The following is a 20,476-nucleotide window of genomic DNA, read 5'->3' as shown; positions in this document are numbered from 1 at the left end:
CCTCCGAACCCCCCCACATCACACCCCCAAACTGTATTTACCCCAACCTAGCCCGCCTTCGGTTTTCACTCCAACTCGGCGGGGGCTTCCGCGCGCACCCCCCCCCCGCCCCCCCCCCCGCTTGCGTCCGGTGCGGGGACCGCCCCAAGATGGCCACAGTCAACGGCATGGCCCTAGAAGCCCTGGCCCTCACCAACACCCGAGCCTTCCGGCTCGGCATGGCCAACCCCGGCGCCACACCGTCGACTACTTCTTCCAGGCCTACGGCATCCACACCTGGAACGACTGGCAAGACGAAGACGAGCGCATGCTGCCCGCCCTCTCCGCCAACATCGGCTGACGTAGGCCGGAGATCAGAACGGTCGGCCGATTCTCCGAAGGTGTCGGCGGTCCGGTGTCGCTGTGCGGCAGGAGTTTTCGGGTGGCTAGCCTCGGGCCATATCGACGAAGCGGCTCAAATGGAGCTGGTGCGCAACGGTAATCGTTGCGGTGGGGCCGTTTCGGTGTTTGCCGAGGATGAGGTCCGCTTCACCGCCGCGAGGGTCATCGCGTTCGAATGCATCGGGGCGATGCAACAAAATAACCATATCCGCGTCCTGTTCTAGCGAGCCCGATTCGCGAAGGTCGGAGACCATAGGGCGCTTATCGGTTCGTTGTTCCGGACCACGGTTCAGCTGTGAAATCGCGATGACCGGAACTTCGAGTTCCTTGGCCAGAAGTTTGAGGCTTCGCGAGAATTCCGAGACTTCTTGCTGGCGGGACTCGACCTTCTTGCCAGAGGTCATCAGCTGAAGGTAGTCCACCACCACGAGGCGCAGGTCGTGCCGCTGTTTGAGGCGTCGAGCCTTTGCTCGAATTTCCATCATCGTGAGGTTCGGCGAATCATCCACGAACAGTGGCGCTTCGCTGATCTCGCTCATGCGGCGGGCGAGTTTGGTCCAGTCGTCGTCGCTCATACGGCCCGAACGCATATCGCCCAGTTTAATTTTCGCTTCCGCGGATAGGAGGCGCATGACGATTTCGGTGCGGCTCATTTCCAGCGAGAAAATGACACTGGCCAGACCATGCTTGATGGAGCAGCTGCGCATGAAATCCATTCCCAGCGTGGAATTATGGGTGGGGATCATGGAACGGCCGGCGAGGTAGAGGTGGTCGGAGTTCGCCACTTCTACGCAGCGGACCGGGACCGATGGGATCGGGCGGACGTCTACGATGAAGCGGGAGCCGGAACGCGCCGTGTTGGTCGCGCCGCGACGCAGCTTGTGCAGCAGCTCTTTTCGGCTCAACCCGAAGACCTCGTCCTCGGTTGCGAAGGTCAGCGTGTAAGCGGTCGAAGTTGCCTCGGTGCGACCCCGGACTCGCTTGGTCGACAGCTGGCAGCGGTAGCCGAGGCTCACGATCAGCTCTTCGGTGTCCCGGGCGAGCCGCGGGTTAGTCACCGTGAACTGGACAGATCCGCCATTGGTGACGGTGCCGTCGGTATCGAGCAAGCCGGCCAGCAGGGCGCGTCGTTGTGCCTCGGAAGCGCGGAGGTATTCGAGGGGGATGTGCTTGTCGCCGAGCACACCGAGGGTGCGCAGGCGAGCCTGCACGCTGCCGGTCGCATTACGGCAGGACTGGCACAGGCGGAGCCCGATGGACGGCCCGCCGCATTGTGGGCAGGTAGGCGCGGGTACCGGACCTGAGACGAAACGCGCCTTGCCGCCACATGATCGGCCGCACGTACGGACTTCGCTGGTGAACGGAATGAACTCCGCACCGCAGACAATGCAATCACGCGGCTCGATCGGTGCATCCTCGGGTAGCCGCAGGCTGTACCGCAGCGGTGCGGAATCCGAGTGCGTCGCAAGGATTCCCTCGTTCTCGATCCGATGAATGACCTCGGGATCAGCCGACATCAGCTGTGCACACGCAGAACTGCCGTCGCCGAGCCATGCGCCCAGCGTGTAAGGGGGCACGAGCAACTCGCGGTCGGGCAGTTGCAGTGCCTCGCAGTTCACCACGGAGTGGTTGAGACGTCGGTCCGCGGTCGCACAGTGCACAGTGGCCGCGATCTCGGCGGTCGTGCGGATCTCCGCGAAGGTCTTCTGATTCCGATACCGGTTGTAGCCGGTGGCGGCTTGCTGGGCGGATCGGCGAGAGGAGCGGGTCTCGGTGAGCCACTGATGCTGCTCGTCCGCGACTATCACTGCACCGTCGGAGAATTCGACCTCGTAGCAGGGCCGGCCCGTCATCACCTCGGTGGCGGCCACAACCCGTGTGGGCCGCCCTTGGGCGTCGAGCAGCTCGTCGCCGACTCGGACCTCACCCATGGTGGTCCAGCCGTTCGGCGTGGGCAGCGGAGTATCGAGAGCAAGCGCCTTACCGACACCGGGTCGAGCCGCGACGATGATCATCTGGCCCGGGTGGAGGCCGTTGGTGATCTCGTCGAGTTCGGTGAAACCTGTTGGGACGCCGAGGGAGATGCCGCCTCGGGAGGCGATGGAGTCGAGTTCGTCCATCGTGGGCTGGAGGATGTCGGTGAGGGGGGCGAAGTCCTCGCTGGAGCGGCGTTCGGTGACGTCGTAGAGCTCGGCCTGGGCGCGGTCGACGACCTCGGCGACATCCTGGCCGTCGGCGCCCGCGTAGCCGTACTGGACGATTCGGGTGCCCGCCTCCACCAAACGGCGCAGGATCGCCTTCTCCGCAACGATTTCGGCGTAGTAGCCGGCATTGGCCGCGGTGGGGACCGTTTGGGTCAGCGTGACGAGATACGGGGCCCCGCCGATGCGCTTGAGTTCGCCGCGGCGGTCGAGGGTGGCGGCCACCGTCACCGGGTCGGCCGGTTCGCCGCGGCCGTAGAGGTCGAGGATGGCGTCGTAGACGGCCGCGTGGGCGGGGCGGTAGAAGTCGCCGGGGCGGATGACCTCCACGACATCGGCGATGGCGTCCTTGGACAGCAGCATGCCGCCCAGGACGGATTGCTCGGCGGCCATGTCGTGGGGTGGCTGACGGCCGAAATCCTCGCCGGGGGCATCGGGATAGTCGGAGGGCCCGTGATCGTCGTGGCCGCGATCGTCGATGACTGCCATCGGCTCGACCGTCCTCTCTGCTCGCGCCCGGAACGAGTCCATGACCGTTGTACGCCTGCGCACCGACAGGTTCGGCCCGCCACGCGGAAGTATCCCGACCGCGATGCGGGGCCGCCACGCCGAGTTGTGCAGGCGCGGTGGCAAACCCGTGGTGGTGGGTGCTGGATACACGGAGTCGTGTCGTCCCGGGCAGTGGTCACGACATCGAATGCGAACCTAGGCGACCGGACGGTGACCCGCCAAACCGAGCTGTGTACACACCTGTGGACAACGTGGGTATTGTTCACCAACTGTTGTGCACCCCCTGTGGAAAACTTGGGGACAACAGTCGATGTGGGCAATCAATACGCTGGTAGTGGCCGAATTCTCAGTGTGTGTAATTGTGGATCAATTCGGTGCGGCGTGTCGCTGCACGGTAACGTCTGGGCGTGTTGGGTGAACGAACGGTCTCGCGCTTGTGATCTGTCACACAACGAGAATGGTTGGTTTGCTGAGCAATCCACAACCCGGGCGAACATCGTGAATTCTGCATGCCGACACCTCGCCCCGGTACACCCGACACGCAATTAGCGAATATCTGGCAAACATAAGAATCGAACAAAGAAAATCGGAGGCCGCCCCACAGCTGAGGCGGCCTCCGACGAACCGAATTACTCGGCGGCAGTGACCTGCAGGTCGACCTTGGCGATCACATCCGGGTGCAGGTGCACCACGACACCGTGCTTACCGGTGCTCTTGATGTGGGCCTTCGGCAGCTCGATGCTGCGCTTGTCGACGACCGGGCCACCGGCGGCCTTGATGGCCGCGGCGACATCGGCGGCGGTGACCGAACCGAAGAGCTTGCCGGTGCCGGCGGTCTTGACCGCGAGCGACACGCCGGTCAGACCCTCGATGGCCTGCTTCAGCTCGTTGGCGTGGTCCAGGTCGCGCACGCGGCGGGCATCCTGCGCCCGGCGAATGCCCTCGACCTGCTTCTGCGCGCCACGGGTGGCGACAATCGCCAGGCCGCGCGGCAGCAGGAAGTTACGGCCGTAGCCGTCCTTGACCTCCACGGTGTCGCCGGGCGCACCGAGGTTGTCGACATCAGCGGTGAGGATGAGCTTCATTGCTGTGCCTTCCTTTCTCAGCGGGCGGTGGACACGTAAGGCAGCAGAGCGACCTCACGCGAGTTCTTCACGGCGACAGCGATATCGCGCTGGTGCTGGACGCAGTTGCCGGTCACCCGGCGAGCGCGGATCTTGCCACGATCGGACACGTACTTGCGCAGCAGCGCGGTGTCCTTGTAGTCGATCTTCGCGCCGGCCGTGTTGTTCTTCTTGCCGGCCTTGTCTTCCTTGCAGAAGGTGCAAGCCTTCTTCTTCAGCACCTTTTCGCGTGCCGGTGCTTTGGCCATGGTCTTTCAACTCCGTAATTTCGGGAACCAGCCGTCGGGGCGGATTCCGGGGAAAGCCGTTGTCTAGAACGGCGGTTCGTCGTCCATCGCGCCGCCCCCGAAGGAGCCGGCCGCGGGGGCACTGCCCCATGGGTCGTCGCCGGCGCTCTGGCCGCCACGACCCCCACCACTGCCGGCACCGGAGTAGCCGCCGCCTTGCTGGCCGCCGCCCTGTGCGCCACCGCCGAAGCCGCCGCCACCACCGCCACGGGTGGTCTTGTTGACTTTCGCGGTCGCGTACCGCAGGGAGGGACCCACCTCGTCGACCTCGAGTTCGACGACCGTGCGCTTCTCACCCTCGCGGGTTTCGTAGGAGCGCTGCTTGAGTCGTCCGCTCACGATCACTCGCGAGCCACGGGTCAGACTCTCGGCCACATTTTCCGCAGCTTCACGCCAGATGTTGCAGCGCAGGAAAAGCGCTTCGCCGTCTTTCCATTCATTGGTATTACGGTCGAACACGCGGGGAGTCGACGCGACGGTGAAGTTCGCGACGGCCGCTCCCGCGGGCGTGAATCGAAGCTCGGGGTCAGCCGTCAGATTGCCGATGACGGTGATGACCGTGTCGCCTTGGGCCATGGTTCCTCCTGCTTTCCGGTGCAGTCCGCAATGCGCTCGCCCGTGCACGCCCGATCATGGGCTCGGTGCGCGGTTTGCCAGTCAGCCTAGAGATAGGCACCGACGGTTACGAGCGACGTTGCGGGAGGACTGGACTACTTCTTGTCGAGGCGCAGCACCTTGGTGCGCAGCACCGACTCGTTCAGGCCCAGCTGGCGATCGAGTTCGCTGACGGTCTCGGACTTGGCGGTCAGGGTGACGACCGCGTAGATGCCCTCGGCCTGCTTGGCGATCTCGTAGGCGAGACGACGGCGGCCCCAGATGTCGACGTTGTCGACCTTGCCGCCCTCGGCACCGACAACACCCAACATGTTGTTCAGGTTCGGGCCGACGGTGCGCTCGTCCATTTGCGGATCGAGAATAACCATCACTTCATAATGACGCACGGACCTCATCACCTCCTGTGGACTGTGAACGGCCCACGGACTGTCCGTGGGCAGGAGGGTTCGTTGCGTCAGCAACCCGACAAGGCTACATGAGGGAATGCGGTGCCCGACGCCGGGGTATCGAGGCTCTTGCTCGCGTGTTCACACCGGCGGCGGCCGGGCGATAGACAGGCATGGCCCGCGAAATCGGGCCAGTCCCGAGCTTGAACACGCGGACACGCCGAAGAGAGACCTATGGTGGTGCGCATGCCGAACCGACCCGTCGCCAGCGCAGCGGTCGCTCGCCGCCGCGAGGCGGGCAGGTCGATGATCGCGGTCACGTCGACGCTGGTGTGCGGGGTCACCCTGCTGATCGCGTATGTGAACAAGGCGCGATGTGCCGGCGGGCGGTTCGAGGAGTCGGGTCGCAGCGCCATTTTCGATGTCATCAAGGACTCGAATGTCTGCTATTCCGATATTCAGTACCTGTGGCTGGGCCGCGGCATCGATGAACACGTCTTTCCGTATATAACGGGCGGCATCACACCCGATGGCCAGTTGACCGGCGGCGCGGTCGAGTATCCGGTGCTGAGCGGTCTGTTCATGTGGATCGGCGGCATCGGCGCGCACACCGATGCGGACTTCCTGCTGCACTCGGCCTTGCTGCTGGCCCCGTTCGCGTTGCTCACCGCGTATCTGCTGGCCCGGATGGCGGGTCCGGCGGCGCTGCTGTGGGCGGCCGGTCCACCCCTGGTGCTCTACGCCTTCCACAATTGGGAACTGCCGGTGGTGGCCACCGCGGTGGCCGCGTTCTACGTGATGACCGTGCTGACGCGATATTCCCTGCGGGACCGGGCGATAGCCGCGGCGGTATTCCTGGCGATCGGCTTCTGTTTCAAGCTGTATCCCGGAATCTTCGTGCTGCCCTTGCTGATCTACGTGCTGCTCGGTGAGAACCCGCTGCGGGAGCGGCGATTCGATGTGCGCGGCGCGCTCATGGTGGCCGGCACCGCTGTCGGCACGGTGGTCGCGATCAATCTGCCCTTCGCGCTGGCGGGTTATGACGGCTGGCGGGCGTCGATCACCTTCCAGCAGCTGCGGCAGGCCGATATCACCACGAATTCCATCTGGTACTGGGGTTTACGCCCGTTGTTCGCCCAGACCAGCGAGGGCGAGTCGACGTTCCAGGCCGTGGTGTCGGCGGCCTCGCCGCTGCTGGTGCTGGGGTCCTTCGGGCTGGCCTGCTGGCTGGGCTGGCGGCGGTATCAGCTGGCGGGGGTGTATCCGTGGATCGGTGTCAGCGGCGCCATGCTGTGTGGATTCCTGTTGTTCCACAAGGTGCATTCGCCGCAGTACACACTGTGGCTGATCCCGTTCCTGGTGCTGCTGGAGGTGCCGTGGAGCTTGACCGTCACCTACCTGATGGCGGACGCGTGTATCGGGATCGGCGTCTTCCGCTACTTCTATGCCCTGGGTGCGGGCCGTGATGCCGGATTCGAGCAGAACATCGTGCAGATCGGCGTGTGGGGCCGGGCCGCGCTGCTGGTGGCGTTCTTCTTCCTGTTCGTGACGGCGCGGGCGCGGTCAGCCGGCCGGCTCGGTGTTCCGGGCGCGGAACGCCTTGCTCTTGGCCCGGTTTCCGCAGACCGCCATATCGCACCAGCGGCGCGAACCGCCGCGTGAGGTGTCGATGTAGAGGCGGGTGCAGGCGTCTCGCCCGCATTCCTTGATGCGGTCCCGATCGGGGCTGCCGAGTAGTTCGATGGCGGAGCGCGCGATGGCCGCGAGCGCGGAATCGAGTGTCCCGCTGCGGTGCACGCTGCCGTCGGCGCGCAGGGTCAGCTCGGGCGGGGTGTCGTGAGCGTGCCGGTTGACGAGTCGCCGGTCGGCGTCGGCGGCGGGTTCGCCGTCGAGGGTGGCCAGCATCAGCCGCCAGGCGGCCTCGCGTAGCTTCACGGCCCGGGTGAGGGCGCCGGTGCAGTCCGGCGCGGTGTCGAGGATGCCTGCCGCCGTTACCCATTCGGCGAGTTCGTCGTCGCTGCTGAGCCGGTCGATGAAGGTGGTGCGTCGTTCCTGAGCCGTACCGATGAAGTTCAGCGCGAGATTGCCGCTGACGAACAGGTGCGGATCGGCGAAGGTGGACATGTCCTCATAGTAACCCCCTTGACAGGTTATTCAAGAAGGTGCCACGGTATAACCACCTGAACCGGTTAGCGGCGTGGAGGAATCATGGACAACCGGCTTTTCGAAGTGGCGGGCCCGCCGGCCCTCATCCTCATGTGGAGCAGCGCCTTCATCGCCGGCATCATCGGCGTGGGCGCGGCGCCGCCCATGCTGGTGCTGTTCGCCCGCTTCGGCATCGCCGGCCTGCTGCTCATCGCGTATGCCCTACTGGCGCGGGCGGTCTGGCCGCGCGGCAAGGTCCTCGCGCACACGCTGGTGGCGGGCCTGCTCATGCAGATGGTGCAGTTCGGCGCCTTCTACACCGCCATGCACGAGCACGTCACCGCCGCCGTCATCTCCCTGGTGCAGGGCCTGAGCCCGGTGGTGATCGCCGTATTCGCCGGTGGCCTGGGCGAATCCGTGAGTGCCCGGCAGTGGCTGGGCTTCGGGGTCGGCGGTCTGGGCGTGGGCCTGGCGGTGGTCGATCAGTCCAGCTTCTCGCTGGTGGGCCTGCTGCTGTGCGTGGTCGGCCTGCTCGGCCTCAGCCTCGGCACCGTGTACCAGAAGCGCTTCACCCCCGCGATCGATCCGCGCGCCGGCACCGCCCTGCACGTGGCGGTCAGCGCGCCCTTCGCGGGCGCGATGGCCGTGGCCGGCGGCGACTTCCACCTCGCGGACCCGGCCCGCTTCGCCGGTTCCATGGTCTGGATGGTGCTGGTGAATTCCATGGGTGCGTTCCTGCTGCTGAACACCATGCTGCAGCGCTGGGACACCACTCGCGTCAGCCGCTTCTTCTTCGCCATCCCGGCGGTGACCGCGGTGATGGCCTGGCTGGTCATCGATCAGCCGTTGCGCCCGTTGACAGTTGCGGGCCTGGGCGTAGGACTGGTCGGCATGGTCCTGGCCTCCCGCCGCGCCGCGCCGAATCCCACCCCGGCCGAGCCCGAGACTGCCCGCCGCCACCTCTCGATGCCGCAGCCCGCGCGGGTGTGACCATCGCAAGAAAGCCCGCCACACGCGCTGGTGTGGCGGGCTTTCCGGTCCCGGTGGATCAGCCGACGGGGCTGGGCTCCAGGCCTGCGGGTTCGTCGTCCTCGTCCTCGTCGGACTCGGCCTGCTCGCGCCGGTTGCGGATCACGCTGGTGATGAACGCCGCTCCGATGAAGGCCACGCCGACCAGCCCGCTGATCACCTCGTTGACGTGAACGCCGATGGTGATGAGCAGGATGACCGCCAGGGCGCCGATGGCCCAGAACGCGCCGTGCTCGAGGTACACGTACTCCGAGAGCGTGCCCTTGCGCACCAGGTAGACGGTGATGGACCGGACGAACATGGCGCCGATCAGGCCCAGGCCCAGGGCGATCAGGATCGGGTCGGAGGTGATGGCGAACGCGCCGATCACGCCGTCGAAGGAGAACGAGGCGTCGAGCACTTCCAGATACAGGAACAGGAAGAACGCCGCCTTGCCGGTCGCCTTGATGATGGCCGAGGGCCCCGCCGCGGCCTGTTCTTCGGCGTGCTCCTCGGCATGGAACAGGGAGCCGAGCCCGTCGACCAGGATGTAGGTCATCACGCCGAGGATGCCGGCCAGCAGCACGGTGGACCGGTCGTCGTCGGCCGCGATGAATTCCGCCGCGATGACGATGCCGCCCAGGGTGAGCACCACCGCGAGCATGTCGAGTTTGCCGAGCTTGGCCAGTGGGCGTTCGATCCAGCCCAGCCAGGTGACCTCGCGCTCCTCGAGGATGAAGTTGAAGAACAGCAGCAGCAGGAACGCGCCGCCGAAGGCCGCGATCTGCGGGTGCGCGTCGGTGAGCAGCTTCTCGTAGGAGGGGCTGCCGTCGGCGAAGGTGAGGGCCCCGTCGGCGGGCGGGTTCATGGCCAGGTCGAAGGCGCGAACCGGGCTGAGGCCCGCGGTGATCCACACGATGGCCAGCGGAAACACCAGGCGCATACCGAAAACCGCGATGACGACGCCGACGGTGAGGAAGATCCGTTGCCAGAACTCGCTCATCCGCTGCAGGATGCTGGCGTTGATCACCGCGTTGTCGAAGGACAGCGAGACCTCGAGGACGCCGAGGATGGCGCACAGCAGCAGGGCCGTGGGGCCGCCGTACACGAGGGCCGCGAGCAGCGACAGTACGGTGACGATGATGGAGAGGCCGAATATTCGCACCGCAGCGGGCCTTTCGTTGTGCCGGGTCGTGGACGGGGCGGGCGGACACACGAAGAGGGCTCGTGCGACCGAGCCCTCTTCGTGTCGCTAGTTGTTCGATTCAGACGTTGACGCCGAAGTCGCGGGCGATGCCCGCGAGGCCGGAGGCGTAGCCCTGGCCGATCGCACGGAACTTCCACTCACCATTGTTGCGGTAGAGCTCGCCGAACACCATGGCGGTCTCGGTGGACGCGTCCTCGGAGAGGTCGTAGCGGGCCAGTTCGGCGCCGTTGGCGCGGTCCACGACCCGGATGTAGGCATTGCGGACCTGGCCGAAGCTCTGGCCGCGCGAGTCGGCGTCGTAGATCGAGACCGGGAAGAAGATGGACTCGATGGCCGGCGGGGTGTTCGCCAGGTCGACATTGATGACCTCGTCGTCGCCCTCGCCCTCACCGGTCAGGTTGTCGCCGGTGTGCACGATGGTGCCCTCCGGGGACTGCAGGTTGTTGAAGAAGATGAAGTGCTTGTCCGACAGCGCCTTCTTCTCCGCGCCGGTCGCGATGGCGCTGGCGTCCAGGTCGAAGTCGGTGCCGGTGGTGGTCCGGACGTCCCAGCCGAGGCCGACGGCCACCTGGGTCAGGTTCGGAGCCTGCTTGGTCAGTGAAACGTTGCCGCCCTTGGACAAACTGACACCCATTGCGGGAATCCTTCCGTTGTAGCGCGTTTGAAGTGTTTCTTGGCTAACGGCGTGTCCTGCGTGTCGGTTCCGCCGCCTCGACAGTAATGGTTTTCCCAAGTCTTTGGTAGGGAAGGGTCAACTCTGGCGTGCGGAAGCAACTGTCATATGACAGATTTTCACAACCCCTCGCCGTTGTCGCCCCGACGAGCCGCTTCTCCTACCATCGGGGGCGTGGCAGGCCGTCGACGCGGATGGTTCCGGGCACCCCGGAACAACGAATGGGTGCAGCAGGCCCGGCAGGTACTGACGACCGCATTCCTGGATATGGACCAGCGGCAGACGATTGCCGAGGCCGCCGTCACGGCATCCGCCGCGCTGTTCCCCGAGCGCGGCATGGCCGCGCGCTGGGAACCGGTGCGCGCCCGCTGCTATGACGCCTCGGGCGCCTACCTCGCCCTCAACGACCGCCTGGAACAGGCCGAACGCGAGGATGGCGGCCCGGTCGCCCAGCCCGAGATCGACACCGTCATCCGGAGACTCGCCGACGCCGCGCGCGGGGTCGACGAGTTCTACCGGGGCAATCAGGCCCACCTCGAGCATGCGGTCGTGGTGTACGGCTCGGTGCCGCAACTGGTCTCGCAGGTGCGGGCGCAGGCGGCACAGCTGCGGCAGGCCGCCGACGCCTCACCCCATGCCGCCTATCCCTCGATCCGGCAATGCGCGGCCGCCGTGGATGAGGGACTGCTCACACTCGAGGCCGCGGTGGCCACCGGTGCCGGCGGCGCCACTCGCGACGCCGCCACCCGGCTCGAGACGCTGAACCGCGACCTGTCCACCGCCCTGGAAGCCGCACCCGGCAAACAGCATTCGGCTACCACCGCCCTCGCCTCCGCCGCCACCCGGCTCGATGCCGCTCGCAACCGCCTGGACCGCATCGCTCCGGCCATGTCGGCGCTGCTGCGGGAATTCGCGGCTGCGTCGTCGAACGATTTGGCCAACAATGAGCGACAAGCCCGGGAGGCCGTCGCGGCCGCCGACGCGGATCTGGCCCGCGCCCGGGCCGCCCTGGCCAACCACGACCCGGAGGACGCGCTCGACCTGACCACCACCGCCCGCGCCCACCTCGCCACCGCCGAGGAGCGCGCCGAGACCGTGACCGATCGGCTCGCCCTGCTGCGCGCGGTCCGCGACCAGCCGGCCGAGCGCGCCAAGGCCGTCCGCTTCAAACTGCGCGACGCGCAGATGCTCGCGGTCAACAAAGGCGTGGTCCCGCAATGGGGTTCGGTGCTCGACGCCCAGGCCGAACGCCTGGATCGCGCGAGCGCGGGCCTGACCGGACGCCACCCCGACTACTGGGCCTACGTGTCCGAACTCGACGCCATCTCCGCGTTCGTCGCCGGAGTGGTCGAGCGCATGCGAAATACCGACAGATAGACCGAAAGTCAGCAGGAGGACGACCGCGACGATGACCGCGATGATCACCAGCGATCCGGATGTCGCCCCGGTCTCCCTGCGGAAACGCTTCCCGCTGCGGCATTTCCGGCAGGTGCCGGGCCCGGAGCTGCGGCGGCTGTTCCACCGGCTGCCCGAACCCTTCGGCGGCTCCGTCGACCGCCACCTGCTGGCCATGGCGCTGGGCGCGACCCTGTACGTGCCCGCCACCCGGCCCGACCTGACCGCCACCATCCTGCGCCGCGCCGAACGCGGCGTGTGCTCGATGGTCATCGACCTCGAGGACGCGGTCGCCGACCACGCCGTCGAAGCCGCGAAATGGCAGGCCGCCCGGACCGTCGACGAACTGGCCGGCAGCGGCGAGGCCTACCCGCTGCTGTTCGTGCGGGTCCGCGACCCGCACGGCATCGGCGAGATCGCCGAGCGGCTCGGGCCCGGGGCGGCGGCGCTCACCGGCTTCGTGCTGCCCAAATTCGACAGCTCCTGCGCGGCCGACTACCTGCACGCGCTGGGCATGGCCGCACAGTGCCTGGGCCGCACCGTCTTCGGGATGCCGGTGCTGGAATCCCCCGTCCTCGTGCATCGCGAGAGCCGCGACCGCGAACTCCGCCGCATCGGCGCGCTGCTCGCCGAGCACCGCGAACGGATTCTCGCCGTGCGGATCGGGGCCACGGACATGTGCTCCACCTTCGGGATTCGCCGCGACCGTGACCTCACCATCTACGACGTGCGCGTGGTCGCCGACGTGATCGCCGACATCGTCAACTACCTGGGTCGCGCCGACGGCACCGGCTTCACCATCACCGGACCGGTCTGGGAGTACTTCGCCGACCACGCCCGCATGTTCCGGCCGCTGCTGCGCACCTCGCCGTTCGCCGAGGTGGATGCCGTCCCTTTCCGGCAGTCGCTGGTCAGCCGCGATCTGGACGGGCTGCTGCGGGAGATCACCCTGGACCGCGCCAACGGGATCCAGGGCAAGACCGTCATCCACCCTTCGCATGTGGCCGTCGTGCACGCCCTCTCGATCGTCACGCACGAGGAGTACGCCGATGCCGTCGACATCCTGAGCACCGCCGCGGGCGGTGTCGCCGCCTCCGAGTACCGGAACAAGATGAACGAAATGCGCCCGCACCGCAGCTGGGCGCACCAGATCATGCTGCGCGCCAAGGTCTTCGGCGTCGCCAATCAAGGAGTCTCCTTCGTGGACCTGCTCAAGGCCCTGGTCGAATCGTGACCGCCGATCCCGTCCTACCCTGGGCCACCCGGCATCTCGGGCTCACCCTCCGGCACACCGATTCGGCACTGCTGGAACCCGATTGGCGCATCGACACGCTTGTCGAACCCGGCCTGCGCCGCAATCCCCGCCGTGCGCACCTGCTGGTCTCGACCGTGCTGGGGAAACACCTCCCGACCGACCCGCATCGCGTGCTCGACGCCGGCAACCGGCTCGGCGACCTGGTGCGTGAGCTGCTCACGGGAGCTGCTGCGCCGCAGCCGGATCGGCCGGTCACCGCCGCGGTGGTGCTGGGCTTCGCCGAAACCGCGACCGGACTCGGCCACACCGTGGCGGCCCGCCTCGGCGCGCGCTGCTACCTGCACTCCACTCGCCGCGACGTGCCCACCGCCGAGACCCTCGCCGGTTTCGAGGAGGGCCACTCGCACGCCACCTCCCACCTGCTGCAGCCGATGCCGCCCGCGATCTTCCACAACGACCTGCCCATGGTGCTTGTCGACGACGAGATCTCCACCGGTGCAACCGCTCTGGACGCCATCCGGGCCCTGCATGCGCACACTCCCCGCAGCCACTACATCCTGGCCTCGCTGGTGGACATGCGCACCGAGGCCGACCGCCGCGCCTTCGAGACAGCGGCCGCCGGACTCGGGGCCCGCATCGACACCGTCTGCCTGGCCAGCGGCAGCACCCGACTGCCGGCGGGTCTGATCGAGGCCGTCACCGCGTTGCCCGAACCGGTACTCAACCCGATAGCGGATCGCACCGGAGCCTGCCGCCGCGTCGAACTGCCCTGGCCGCACCGGGTTCCCGAGGGCGGCCGCCACGGCTTCCTCGACACCGACGCCGCACCCTTCGACACGGCGCTCGACCGCACGGTGGCCGAGCTGACGCGGGCGCTCGCGACCATGACCGAGGACTCGGACCCGCGATGCCCGGTGATCGTCATCGCCCACGAAGAACTCATGTACCTGCCGCTGCGCATCGCCGCGGCGCTGGCCGACAGCGGAATCCCCACCCGGTACCAGACCACCACCCGCTCCCCCGCCTATGTCCTGGACGAAGCCGGCTACCCGCTGCGCCGCGGATTCCGTTTCACCGCACCGGAACTCGGTGAGGAAGCGCCACGCTATCTGTACAACGCACGCTGGCCCGAAACCCGGCCCGGGCCGGACCCGATCCTGCTCGTCATCATCGATCGCCCTGCGGACACCGAAAAGCTCACGGCTGCTGCTGGACTCGTCGACGTGCTGACCGCGTCGGGCGCGGACGTGCTGCTGGCCGTGCTCCCCGACGCGGACCCGCGCGCCCTCGCCGCCGCTCGAGCGGACACTACGAAGATTCCACCTCATGGCCGGACCGCAGTATCGCCCTCCGTCGACCGTCTCGTGACGGAACCCAGCCACCCCCTCGGATTCGAAGTCGGTACGGCTCTGCCGGGCGGAGAGCGGCTGCCGGAACCGCTGCGCGGGACCGAATTCGGGTCGTACGCGCGGGACGAGGTGGCGTGGTTGCTCACCGATCTGTCCGGGGTGGCGCTGGAAGCCGATGTGACGGAACGCGAGCGGCGGATTCAGGCGGGAGTGGCGCATTACGCGGAGTCGCTGCCGGTGGAGTATCAGCCGGACGCGGAGTACCGGGAGCTGTTCGAGCGGGTGCTGGCCGAGAGTGCCGAGCGGCTGGCGCTCGCGGTAGCAACGGTGTCGGAGTTGGTGATCGCCGAGCGCGGCACCGAGGCGGTGCTGGTGTCACTGGCCCGGGCGGGCACGCCGGTGGGGGTGCTCATGCGGCGGTGGCTGGCGGCTCGGGGCATCGAGGTGCCGCACTACGCGGTGTCGATCGTGCGGGATCGGGGGATCGATACGGTCGCACTGGATTACCTTGCCCGGCATCATGATCCGGCGCAGATCGTGTTCGTGGACGGGTGGACAGGCAAGGGCGCGATCACCAGGGAGCTCGCCGCCGCGCTGGACGCCTACGCGGCCGCGGGCGGGGCGCGGTTCGACGCCGATCTCGCGGTGCTCGCCGATCCCGGCGGCAGCGTGCGGACCTACGGCACCCGGGACGACTTCCTCATCGCCTCCGCCTGCCTGAATTCGACTGTGTCGGGGCTGGTTTCCCGGACCGTGCTCAATGCCGACCTGATCGGGCCGGGGCAGTTCCACGGGGCCAAGTTCTATCGCGAGCTCGCCGATCAGGACGTGTCCAACCACCTGCTGGACGCGGTCAGCGCGTGTTTCGACCGGGTGCGGCCGCTGGTGGACGCCCGGGTCCAGGCCCTGCTGAACGCCGACCGGACGCCCACCTGGGCGGGCTGGGCGTCGGTGGAGAAGGTGCGCGCCGAATACGGGATCTCCAGCGTGAATTTCGTGAAACCCGGTGTGGGAGAGACGACCCGGGTGCTGTTGCGCCGGGTGCCGTGGCGGGTGCTGGTGCGGGATCCGCACGCGGCGGAACACGCCCATATCCGCCTGCTCGCCGCGGCACGCGGCGTGCCGGTCGAGACGGTGCCGGATTTGGCGTATGCCTGTATGGGCTTGATCAAGGAAGTGAAGGGGTAGCCGGTGCGGCAGCACGGGATGATGGTGGCGACGGATCTGGATCGCACGGTGATCTACACGCGGGCGGCCTTCGGGAACACCGAACCGGACACGGTGTGCGTGGAACACCATGAGGGACAGCCGCTGTCGTACATGACGGTCGTCGCGGCGCAGCGGCTGAGCAGGCTCGCCTCGGCGGCGGCCGTGGTTCCGGTCACCACCCGCACCATCGAGCAGTACCACCGGGTCCGGCTGCCCGGCGGGCCCCTGCCCTATGCGGTCACCAGCAATGGCGGCACCATCCTGCGCAACGGGCTCCCCGACCGCCGCTGGCGTTCCGCGCTGGACGCGCGGGTGCGCGCCGAATGCGCCACCCTGGTCGAGGTGCGCACCGAACTGCGTGCGCGCGTGGACGAATCCTTCGCGCTGCGCCTGCGCGAGGCCGACGACCTGTTCTGCTACCTGGTGGTGGATCCGCAGCGGGTGCCCGCCGGCTTCCTCGCCGACTGGGACGCCTGGTGCCGCCCGCGCGGCTGGACGGTCTCCCAGCAGGGCCGCAAGATCTACACCATGCCCGCGCCGGTCTGTAAGAGCCGCGCGGTGCAGGAGGTGCGCCGCCGCCTGCTCGACGCTGGCGAACTGCATCCCGAATCGCGCCTGCTGGCCGCCGGCGACGGTGCGCTCGATGCCGAGATGCTGCGCACCGCCGACGTCGCCATCCGGCCCCGCCACGGCGAACTGGAACAGCGGAACTGGAACCACCCGCGCGTGGCCGTCACCGCGGCGTCCGGCATCCGTGCCGCGGAGGAGATCCTCGACTACTTCCTGCGGGTCCGGTCCTGATCAGCGCCAGCCGGCCAGCAGGGTGTTCGCCGCCTCGGTGAGGGCGCGCTGCAGGAACGGGCCGAAACTGACTCGCGCCACGCCGAGTTCGGCGAAGTAGGCGGGCGAACCCTGATCGGGCAGGCCGATGGCATTGACCGGCAACGGCAGTTCCGAGGTCAGCGTGCGCTGCACGTCCGGCTCGTGCCGGCCCACCGGGTACAGCACGTCCGCGCCCGCCTCGGCGGCCAGCCGCAGCCGGGTGAGCGCGCTCTGCAGCCGCTCCTCCGGCGCGCCGGTGTCCGGGCGCAGGAACACGTCGGTGCGGGCGTTGACCACCACGTGCACGCCGGTGGCGTCCGCGGCGGCGCGCAGCTCGGCGACCAGGTCGGCATGCTCCTGCGGGGTGCGCAGCCGCCCGCCCTCGCTGTGCACGGAGTCCTCGAGATTGAAGCCGATCGCGCCCGCCTCGAGCAGGCCCTCGATGATCCGGGAGGGCTTCTCGGCATAGCCGGACTCCAGGTCGACCGACACCGGAATGTCGACGGTGGCGGTGATCTCCCGTACCCGGCCCAGCACCTCGGCGAAGGTCATGCCCTCCTGGTCGGGCTTGCCCATGGAATCGGCCAGCGGGTGGCTGCCGATGGTGAGCGCCCCGAATCCGGCTTCCTGCACCAGCTTCGCGGACCAGGAATCCCAGACCGTCGGCAGGATCACCGGATTCCCGGGCTGGTGCAGGGACAGAAACGTCGTGGCTTTGTCAGCGAGGCTGGTCATGATCTCGATTCTCGGTCAGGGCGCGGACTTTGGCGACCGCCCGCGCCGCTTCGGGCCCGGTCGCGCTGACCTCCAGCCGCTGGCCGGGATGCACGCCGAGGGTGAGCACCCGGGTCAGGCTGTCACCCGGGACCGGACCGGCGCCGGTGGTGGCATTGCGCAGGGTCACCACCGCGTCGACCTCGCGCAGGGCCGAGACCAGCTCGGCGGCCGGGCGGGCGTGCAGGCCGTGTTCGTTCGTCACCTCGATGATTTCGGTGATCGCCGAATCATCCACAGACCGCACAGCTGTGGATGACTGTGGATCGCCGGCCGGACCGGTGCCGGCGGAGTCGGCGAGCTGCGCGCGCTTGGCGGCCAGGGCGTTCCCGGCCTCCCCCGCGACCGCGTCCAGATCGCCGCCCCCACCGGCCGCGGCCAGCGCCGACACCAGGCCCTCGACCAGCGGTCCGGCGGAAAGCCGCACGGCGACGGGGGATTCGAGCAGATCCAGCGCGGTCTCGGCGGACAGCACCGCGCTGCCCAGATCCATCAGCACCAGGACGCCGTCCCCGGAATCGGCGGCGGTGATCGCCTCGGCGACAGCGACGGCGTCGGTGCCGAATTCGCTATCGGACAGTCCCGCCGCGATCCGGACAGGCACACCCTGATCGGGCAGCAGCCCGGCGGCCAGCGCCACGGCCGCCTCGGCCAGCGCCCGGCTGTGCGAAACCACCACCAGGCCGATCATCGCAGCGCCTGCCCGGCGGCCCGGACCAGCAGCGCCGCACTGGTGGCGCCCGGATCCTGGTGTCCCGCACTGCGTTCGCCCAGATACGAGGCCCGACCCTTGCGCGCGACCAGCGGCGTGGTGGCGTCCCGTCCGGCCTCCGCGGCGGTCACGGCGGCATCGAGAGCCTGCCGTGCCGACACGCCATCGGCCACCTCCTGCTCGAGGGCGTCGGCCGCGGGTCCCAGCGCGTCCACCATGGTCTTGTCACCGGGCTGGGCCTTGCCGCGCGCGATCACACCGTCCAGCCCGGCCCGGAACGCGCGCGCGAAATCGGCTATATCGGAGCCGCTTTCGATCGCCGCGGCGAAGCGCAGGAAGAACGTCCCGAACAGGGGACCGCTGGCGCCGCCGATGGTGCGGATCAACACCATGGCGGTCTGCTTGCAGATCTCCCCGGGGCTGCCCGGAGTCGAATCATCGAGCGCCGCAACGGCGGCCGCCATGCCGCGCTGCATATTCGTGCCGTGATCGGCATCGCCGATCGCCGCGTCCAGCGCGGTCAGCTCGGTGGCGTTCTGGTCGACCAGCACCGCGAAATCGCGCACCCAGGCGGCCGCGTCCACCGCCGCCATCAGATCCCCCACCGCAGCGCCGGAGTCCGCACGGGCGCGTCCCACAGCGCCGTCAGCTCCTCGTCCAGCCTGGTCAGGGTGATCGAACAGCCCGCCATTTCGAGCGAGGTGATATACGGGCCGACCAGCGATCGCTCGACGTGGATTCCGTGCCCGCGCAGGATCTGCGACACCTCGTCGAACATCACATACAGCTCGATGAGCGGCGTGCCGCCCATCCCGTTGAGGAAGCACAGCACCCGATCACCCTGTGCGAAGGGCAGATCCGCGAGGATCGGCTCCAGCAGCAGCTGCGCCACATCCCGCGCCGGGGCCAGCGGCGCCCGCACCCGGCCGGGCTCGCCGTGAATGCCGATACCGATCTCCATCTCGTACTCGCCCAACTCGAAGGTCGGATGCCCGACCGCCGGGACCGTGCACGAGGTCAGCGCCATGCCCATGCTGCGCGACCGCGCGTTCACCGCCTCCGCGACGCGCGCCACCTCCGCCAGCGGCCGGCCCTGTTCGGCGGCCGCGCCCGCCATCTTCTCCAGAATCACCGTGGCACCCACCCCGCGCCGCCCCGCGGTGTACAGGCTGTCCTGCACGGCCACATCGTCGTTCACCACCACCGACCGAATTCCGGTACCGGTCTCGGCGGCCGCCAGCTCGGCGGCCATTTCGAAGTTCATGACATCGCCGGTGTAGTTCTTCACGATGTGCAGCACACCCGCCCCGGCGTCCACCGCGGCGGTGGCGGCCCGGATCTGATCGGGCACCGGCGAGGTGAAGATCTCCCCCGGACAGGCCGCGTCCAGCATGCCGAGCCCGACGAACCCGCCGTGCAGCGGCTCGTGACCGGAACCACCGCCCGAGACCAGGCCCACCTTGCCCGGAACCGGCGCGTCGCCACGCACCACGATGCGCTGTTTCACATCCACCCGCAGTTCGGGATGCGCCGCGGCCAGTCCGCTCAGCGCGGCAGCCACCACCTCGGCCGGATCATTGATGAGCTTCTTCACCGAATTCTCCCCTCGGAAGGCCGGTTCGGTTCCCTGCGAGCCAGACTCGCACCGCCGGTGCGGCTTTGGTGGCGATTCCGGCTAATGCTGTGGCTCGGCCGGCTCCTCCAGCGTGCGGGCCAGCTCGATATCGGTCACCAGCTGCACCATCAGATCCCGCAATTCGCAGTCGGGCAGGTGATCGGCCGCGAACTCGAACGGCTCGGACACGTCCAGCCCGCCCTGGGTGGCGGCCAGGATCACCCAGGGAATCCCCACCTCGGCCACCCCGAGCCGCTCCCGGATCAGGTCGGTGGTGTCGTCCACCAGGTCGGCCCGGGCGGCCACCGCGGCCGTCATCTGCTCGTCCAATTCCGCGCGGCGGCGCTCCAGCAGCCCGGCATCGGCTCTCGCCTCCTGCATGGGCGTGGTACGCACCGACCCGTCCTCGTAGACCTGGAAGCCCTCGTTCACGCAGATGGTGCCCAGCTTCACCTCGGCGTCGGCCAGTTCGGGCAGGGTGCGCAGGCAATCCAGCACCGCGTCCAGGGCCGCCACCAGGCGATCGCGAATATCGCGGCGGCGCACCAGCTCCCGATCGGCGTCCTCCCGCTCGGACAGCACCTGCTCGACCGCACGGCCGATCTGAAAGGCCATGGCGGTGGACTCGGGGGCCCAGCCGCCGCTGGGGACGTACTCGCCACGCTTGGGAGTGATGGTGTCCAGGAAGGCGTTCACGGCATCGAGCAGGTCGCGCAGCTGGTCTCGGGACACGGCGGGGTGCCGGAAGGCTCGCAGATACTGTTCGTGCGCTTCCGCGGGATCGACCTCACCGTCGCTCACCCAGCCG

19 protein-coding genes are annotated in these 20,476 nt (G+C 68.2%); 6 read left to right on the top strand and 13 right to left on the bottom strand.

All coding sequences use genetic code 11. The annotated features are described in order from the left end of the window. Positions 1 to 425: 425 nt before the first annotated feature. From dnaB to rpsF, 5 genes are all read right to left on the bottom strand, one after another. Entirely contained in the window at positions 426 to 3,071 is a 2,646-nt protein-coding gene (gene dnaB / locus ACFXKA_RS28160) for a replicative DNA helicase (RefSeq protein WP_379429573.1), read from the bottom strand. Between the two features lie 650 nt (positions 3,072 to 3,721). Then, positions 3,722 to 4,177: a 50S ribosomal protein L9 gene (gene rplI, locus ACFXKA_RS28155; protein ID WP_354841000.1), complete on the bottom strand. Its 456-nt coding sequence runs from the start codon at positions 4,175 to 4,177 to the stop codon at positions 3,722 to 3,724. Positions 4,178 to 4,194: 17 nt separating this feature from the next. After that, positions 4,195 to 4,464, bottom strand: a complete 270-nt coding sequence (rpsR, locus tag ACFXKA_RS28150) for a 30S ribosomal protein S18 (RefSeq protein ID WP_040814320.1) — start codon at positions 4,462 to 4,464, stop codon at positions 4,195 to 4,197. Between the two features lie 63 nt (positions 4,465 to 4,527). After that, entirely contained in the window at positions 4,528 to 5,079 is a 552-nt protein-coding gene (locus tag ACFXKA_RS28145; RefSeq protein WP_354841003.1) for a single-stranded DNA-binding protein, read from the bottom strand. Between the two features lie 134 nt (positions 5,080 to 5,213). Then, a complete protein-coding gene (rpsF, locus tag ACFXKA_RS28140; RefSeq protein WP_083869414.1) occupies positions 5,214 to 5,504 on the bottom strand; it encodes a 30S ribosomal protein S6 in 291 nt (96 codons plus the stop codon). A 246-nt stretch (positions 5,505 to 5,750) separates the two neighbouring features. Here rpsF and ACFXKA_RS28135 point away from each other — a divergent pair, with 246 nt between their 5' ends. Then, positions 5,751 to 7,166 (top strand): glycosyltransferase family 87 protein, encoded by a 1,416-nt coding sequence (locus ACFXKA_RS28135; protein WP_379429572.1) that lies wholly within the window; start codon positions 5,751 to 5,753, stop codon positions 7,164 to 7,166. On the opposite strand, the gene ACFXKA_RS28130 is transcribed toward ACFXKA_RS28135, so the two are convergent. Beyond that, complete coding sequence (locus ACFXKA_RS28130) at positions 7,068 to 7,628, bottom strand: CGNR zinc finger domain-containing protein (RefSeq protein ID WP_379429571.1); 561 nt, start codon at positions 7,626 to 7,628, stop codon at positions 7,068 to 7,070. The two genes, ACFXKA_RS28135 and ACFXKA_RS28130, sit on opposite strands and share 99 nt — an antisense overlap. A gap of 84 nt (positions 7,629 to 7,712) precedes the next feature. On the opposite strand from ACFXKA_RS28130, the gene ACFXKA_RS28125 reads away from it, so the two are divergent. After that, complete coding sequence (locus ACFXKA_RS28125; protein ID WP_379429570.1) at positions 7,713 to 8,639, top strand: DMT family transporter; 927 nt, start codon at positions 7,713 to 7,715, stop codon at positions 8,637 to 8,639. Positions 8,640 to 8,697: 58 nt separating this feature from the next. Here the strand turns inward: ACFXKA_RS28125 and ACFXKA_RS28120 are convergent, their stop codons facing one another. Together ACFXKA_RS28120 and ACFXKA_RS28115 are read right to left on the bottom strand one after the other, a co-directional pair. After that, positions 8,698 to 9,822 (bottom strand): DUF475 domain-containing protein, encoded by a 1,125-nt coding sequence (locus tag ACFXKA_RS28120; RefSeq protein ID WP_379429569.1) that lies wholly within the window; start codon positions 9,820 to 9,822, stop codon positions 8,698 to 8,700. A gap of 100 nt (positions 9,823 to 9,922) precedes the next feature. After that, positions 9,923 to 10,498, bottom strand: coding sequence for a TerD family protein (locus tag ACFXKA_RS28115; protein WP_354841014.1), 576 nt, complete (start codon positions 10,496 to 10,498; stop codon positions 9,923 to 9,925). A gap of 213 nt (positions 10,499 to 10,711) precedes the next feature. On the opposite strand from ACFXKA_RS28115, the gene ACFXKA_RS28110 reads away from it, so the two are divergent. From ACFXKA_RS28110 to ACFXKA_RS28095, 4 genes are read left to right on the top strand one after another with little or no spacing between them, the layout of a single operon-like run. Next, entirely contained in the window at positions 10,712 to 11,914 is a 1,203-nt protein-coding gene (locus ACFXKA_RS28110; RefSeq protein WP_379429568.1) for a hypothetical protein, read from the top strand. Positions 11,915 to 11,954: 40 nt separating this feature from the next. Continuing rightward, positions 11,955 to 13,166, top strand: coding sequence for an HpcH/HpaI aldolase/citrate lyase family protein (locus ACFXKA_RS28105; RefSeq protein WP_379429580.1), 1,212 nt, complete (start codon positions 11,955 to 11,957; stop codon positions 13,164 to 13,166). Then, positions 13,163 to 15,724, top strand: coding sequence for a phosphoribosyltransferase (locus ACFXKA_RS28100; protein ID WP_379429567.1), 2,562 nt, complete (start codon positions 13,163 to 13,165; stop codon positions 15,722 to 15,724). Before ACFXKA_RS28105 ends, ACFXKA_RS28100 begins: the two co-directional genes overlap by 4 nt. 18 nt (positions 15,725 to 15,742) lie before the next feature. After that, positions 15,743 to 16,546 (top strand): HAD family hydrolase, encoded by an 804-nt coding sequence (locus tag ACFXKA_RS28095; RefSeq protein WP_364609748.1) that lies wholly within the window; start codon positions 15,743 to 15,745, stop codon positions 16,544 to 16,546. Here the strand turns inward: ACFXKA_RS28095 and ACFXKA_RS28090 are convergent, their stop codons facing one another. From ACFXKA_RS28090 to ACFXKA_RS28070, 5 genes are all read right to left on the bottom strand, one after another. Next, positions 16,547 to 17,305 (bottom strand): isocitrate lyase/phosphoenolpyruvate mutase family protein, encoded by a 759-nt coding sequence (locus ACFXKA_RS28090; protein ID WP_354841329.1) that lies wholly within the window; start codon positions 17,303 to 17,305, stop codon positions 16,547 to 16,549. It abuts the gene before it with no gap. Then, the gene (gene dhaM, locus ACFXKA_RS28085; protein ID WP_379429566.1) at positions 17,286 to 18,032 is read right to left on the bottom strand and encodes a dihydroxyacetone kinase phosphoryl donor subunit DhaM; all 747 of its coding nucleotides are present in this window, start codon (positions 18,030 to 18,032) and stop codon (positions 17,286 to 17,288) included. The genes ACFXKA_RS28090 and dhaM overlap by 20 nt, the downstream gene beginning before the upstream one ends. Further along, a complete protein-coding gene (gene dhaL, locus ACFXKA_RS28080; RefSeq protein ID WP_379429579.1) occupies positions 18,029 to 18,646 on the bottom strand; it encodes a dihydroxyacetone kinase subunit DhaL in 618 nt (205 codons plus the stop codon). The genes dhaM and dhaL overlap by 4 nt, the downstream gene beginning before the upstream one ends. Further along, positions 18,646 to 19,647 carry a dihydroxyacetone kinase subunit DhaK gene (gene dhaK, locus ACFXKA_RS28075; protein ID WP_379429565.1) on the bottom strand — a complete coding sequence of 334 codons (1,002 nt, stop codon included), beginning with the start codon at positions 19,645 to 19,647 and terminating at the stop codon, positions 18,646 to 18,648. The genes dhaL and dhaK overlap by 1 nt, the downstream gene beginning before the upstream one ends. Positions 19,648 to 19,728: 81 nt before the next feature. Continuing rightward, positions 19,729 to 20,469, bottom strand: coding sequence for a hypothetical protein (locus tag ACFXKA_RS28070; protein ID WP_379429564.1), 741 nt, complete (start codon positions 20,467 to 20,469; stop codon positions 19,729 to 19,731). Between the last annotated feature and the right edge of the window lie 7 nt (positions 20,470 to 20,476).

Origin of the sequence: Nocardia sp. NPDC059228 (assembly GCF_042754245.1) — a bacterium.
Taxonomy (GTDB): domain Bacteria; phylum Actinomycetota; class Actinomycetes; order Mycobacteriales; family Mycobacteriaceae; genus Nocardia.
This window is presented reverse-complemented; position numbering and strand designations above follow the sequence as displayed.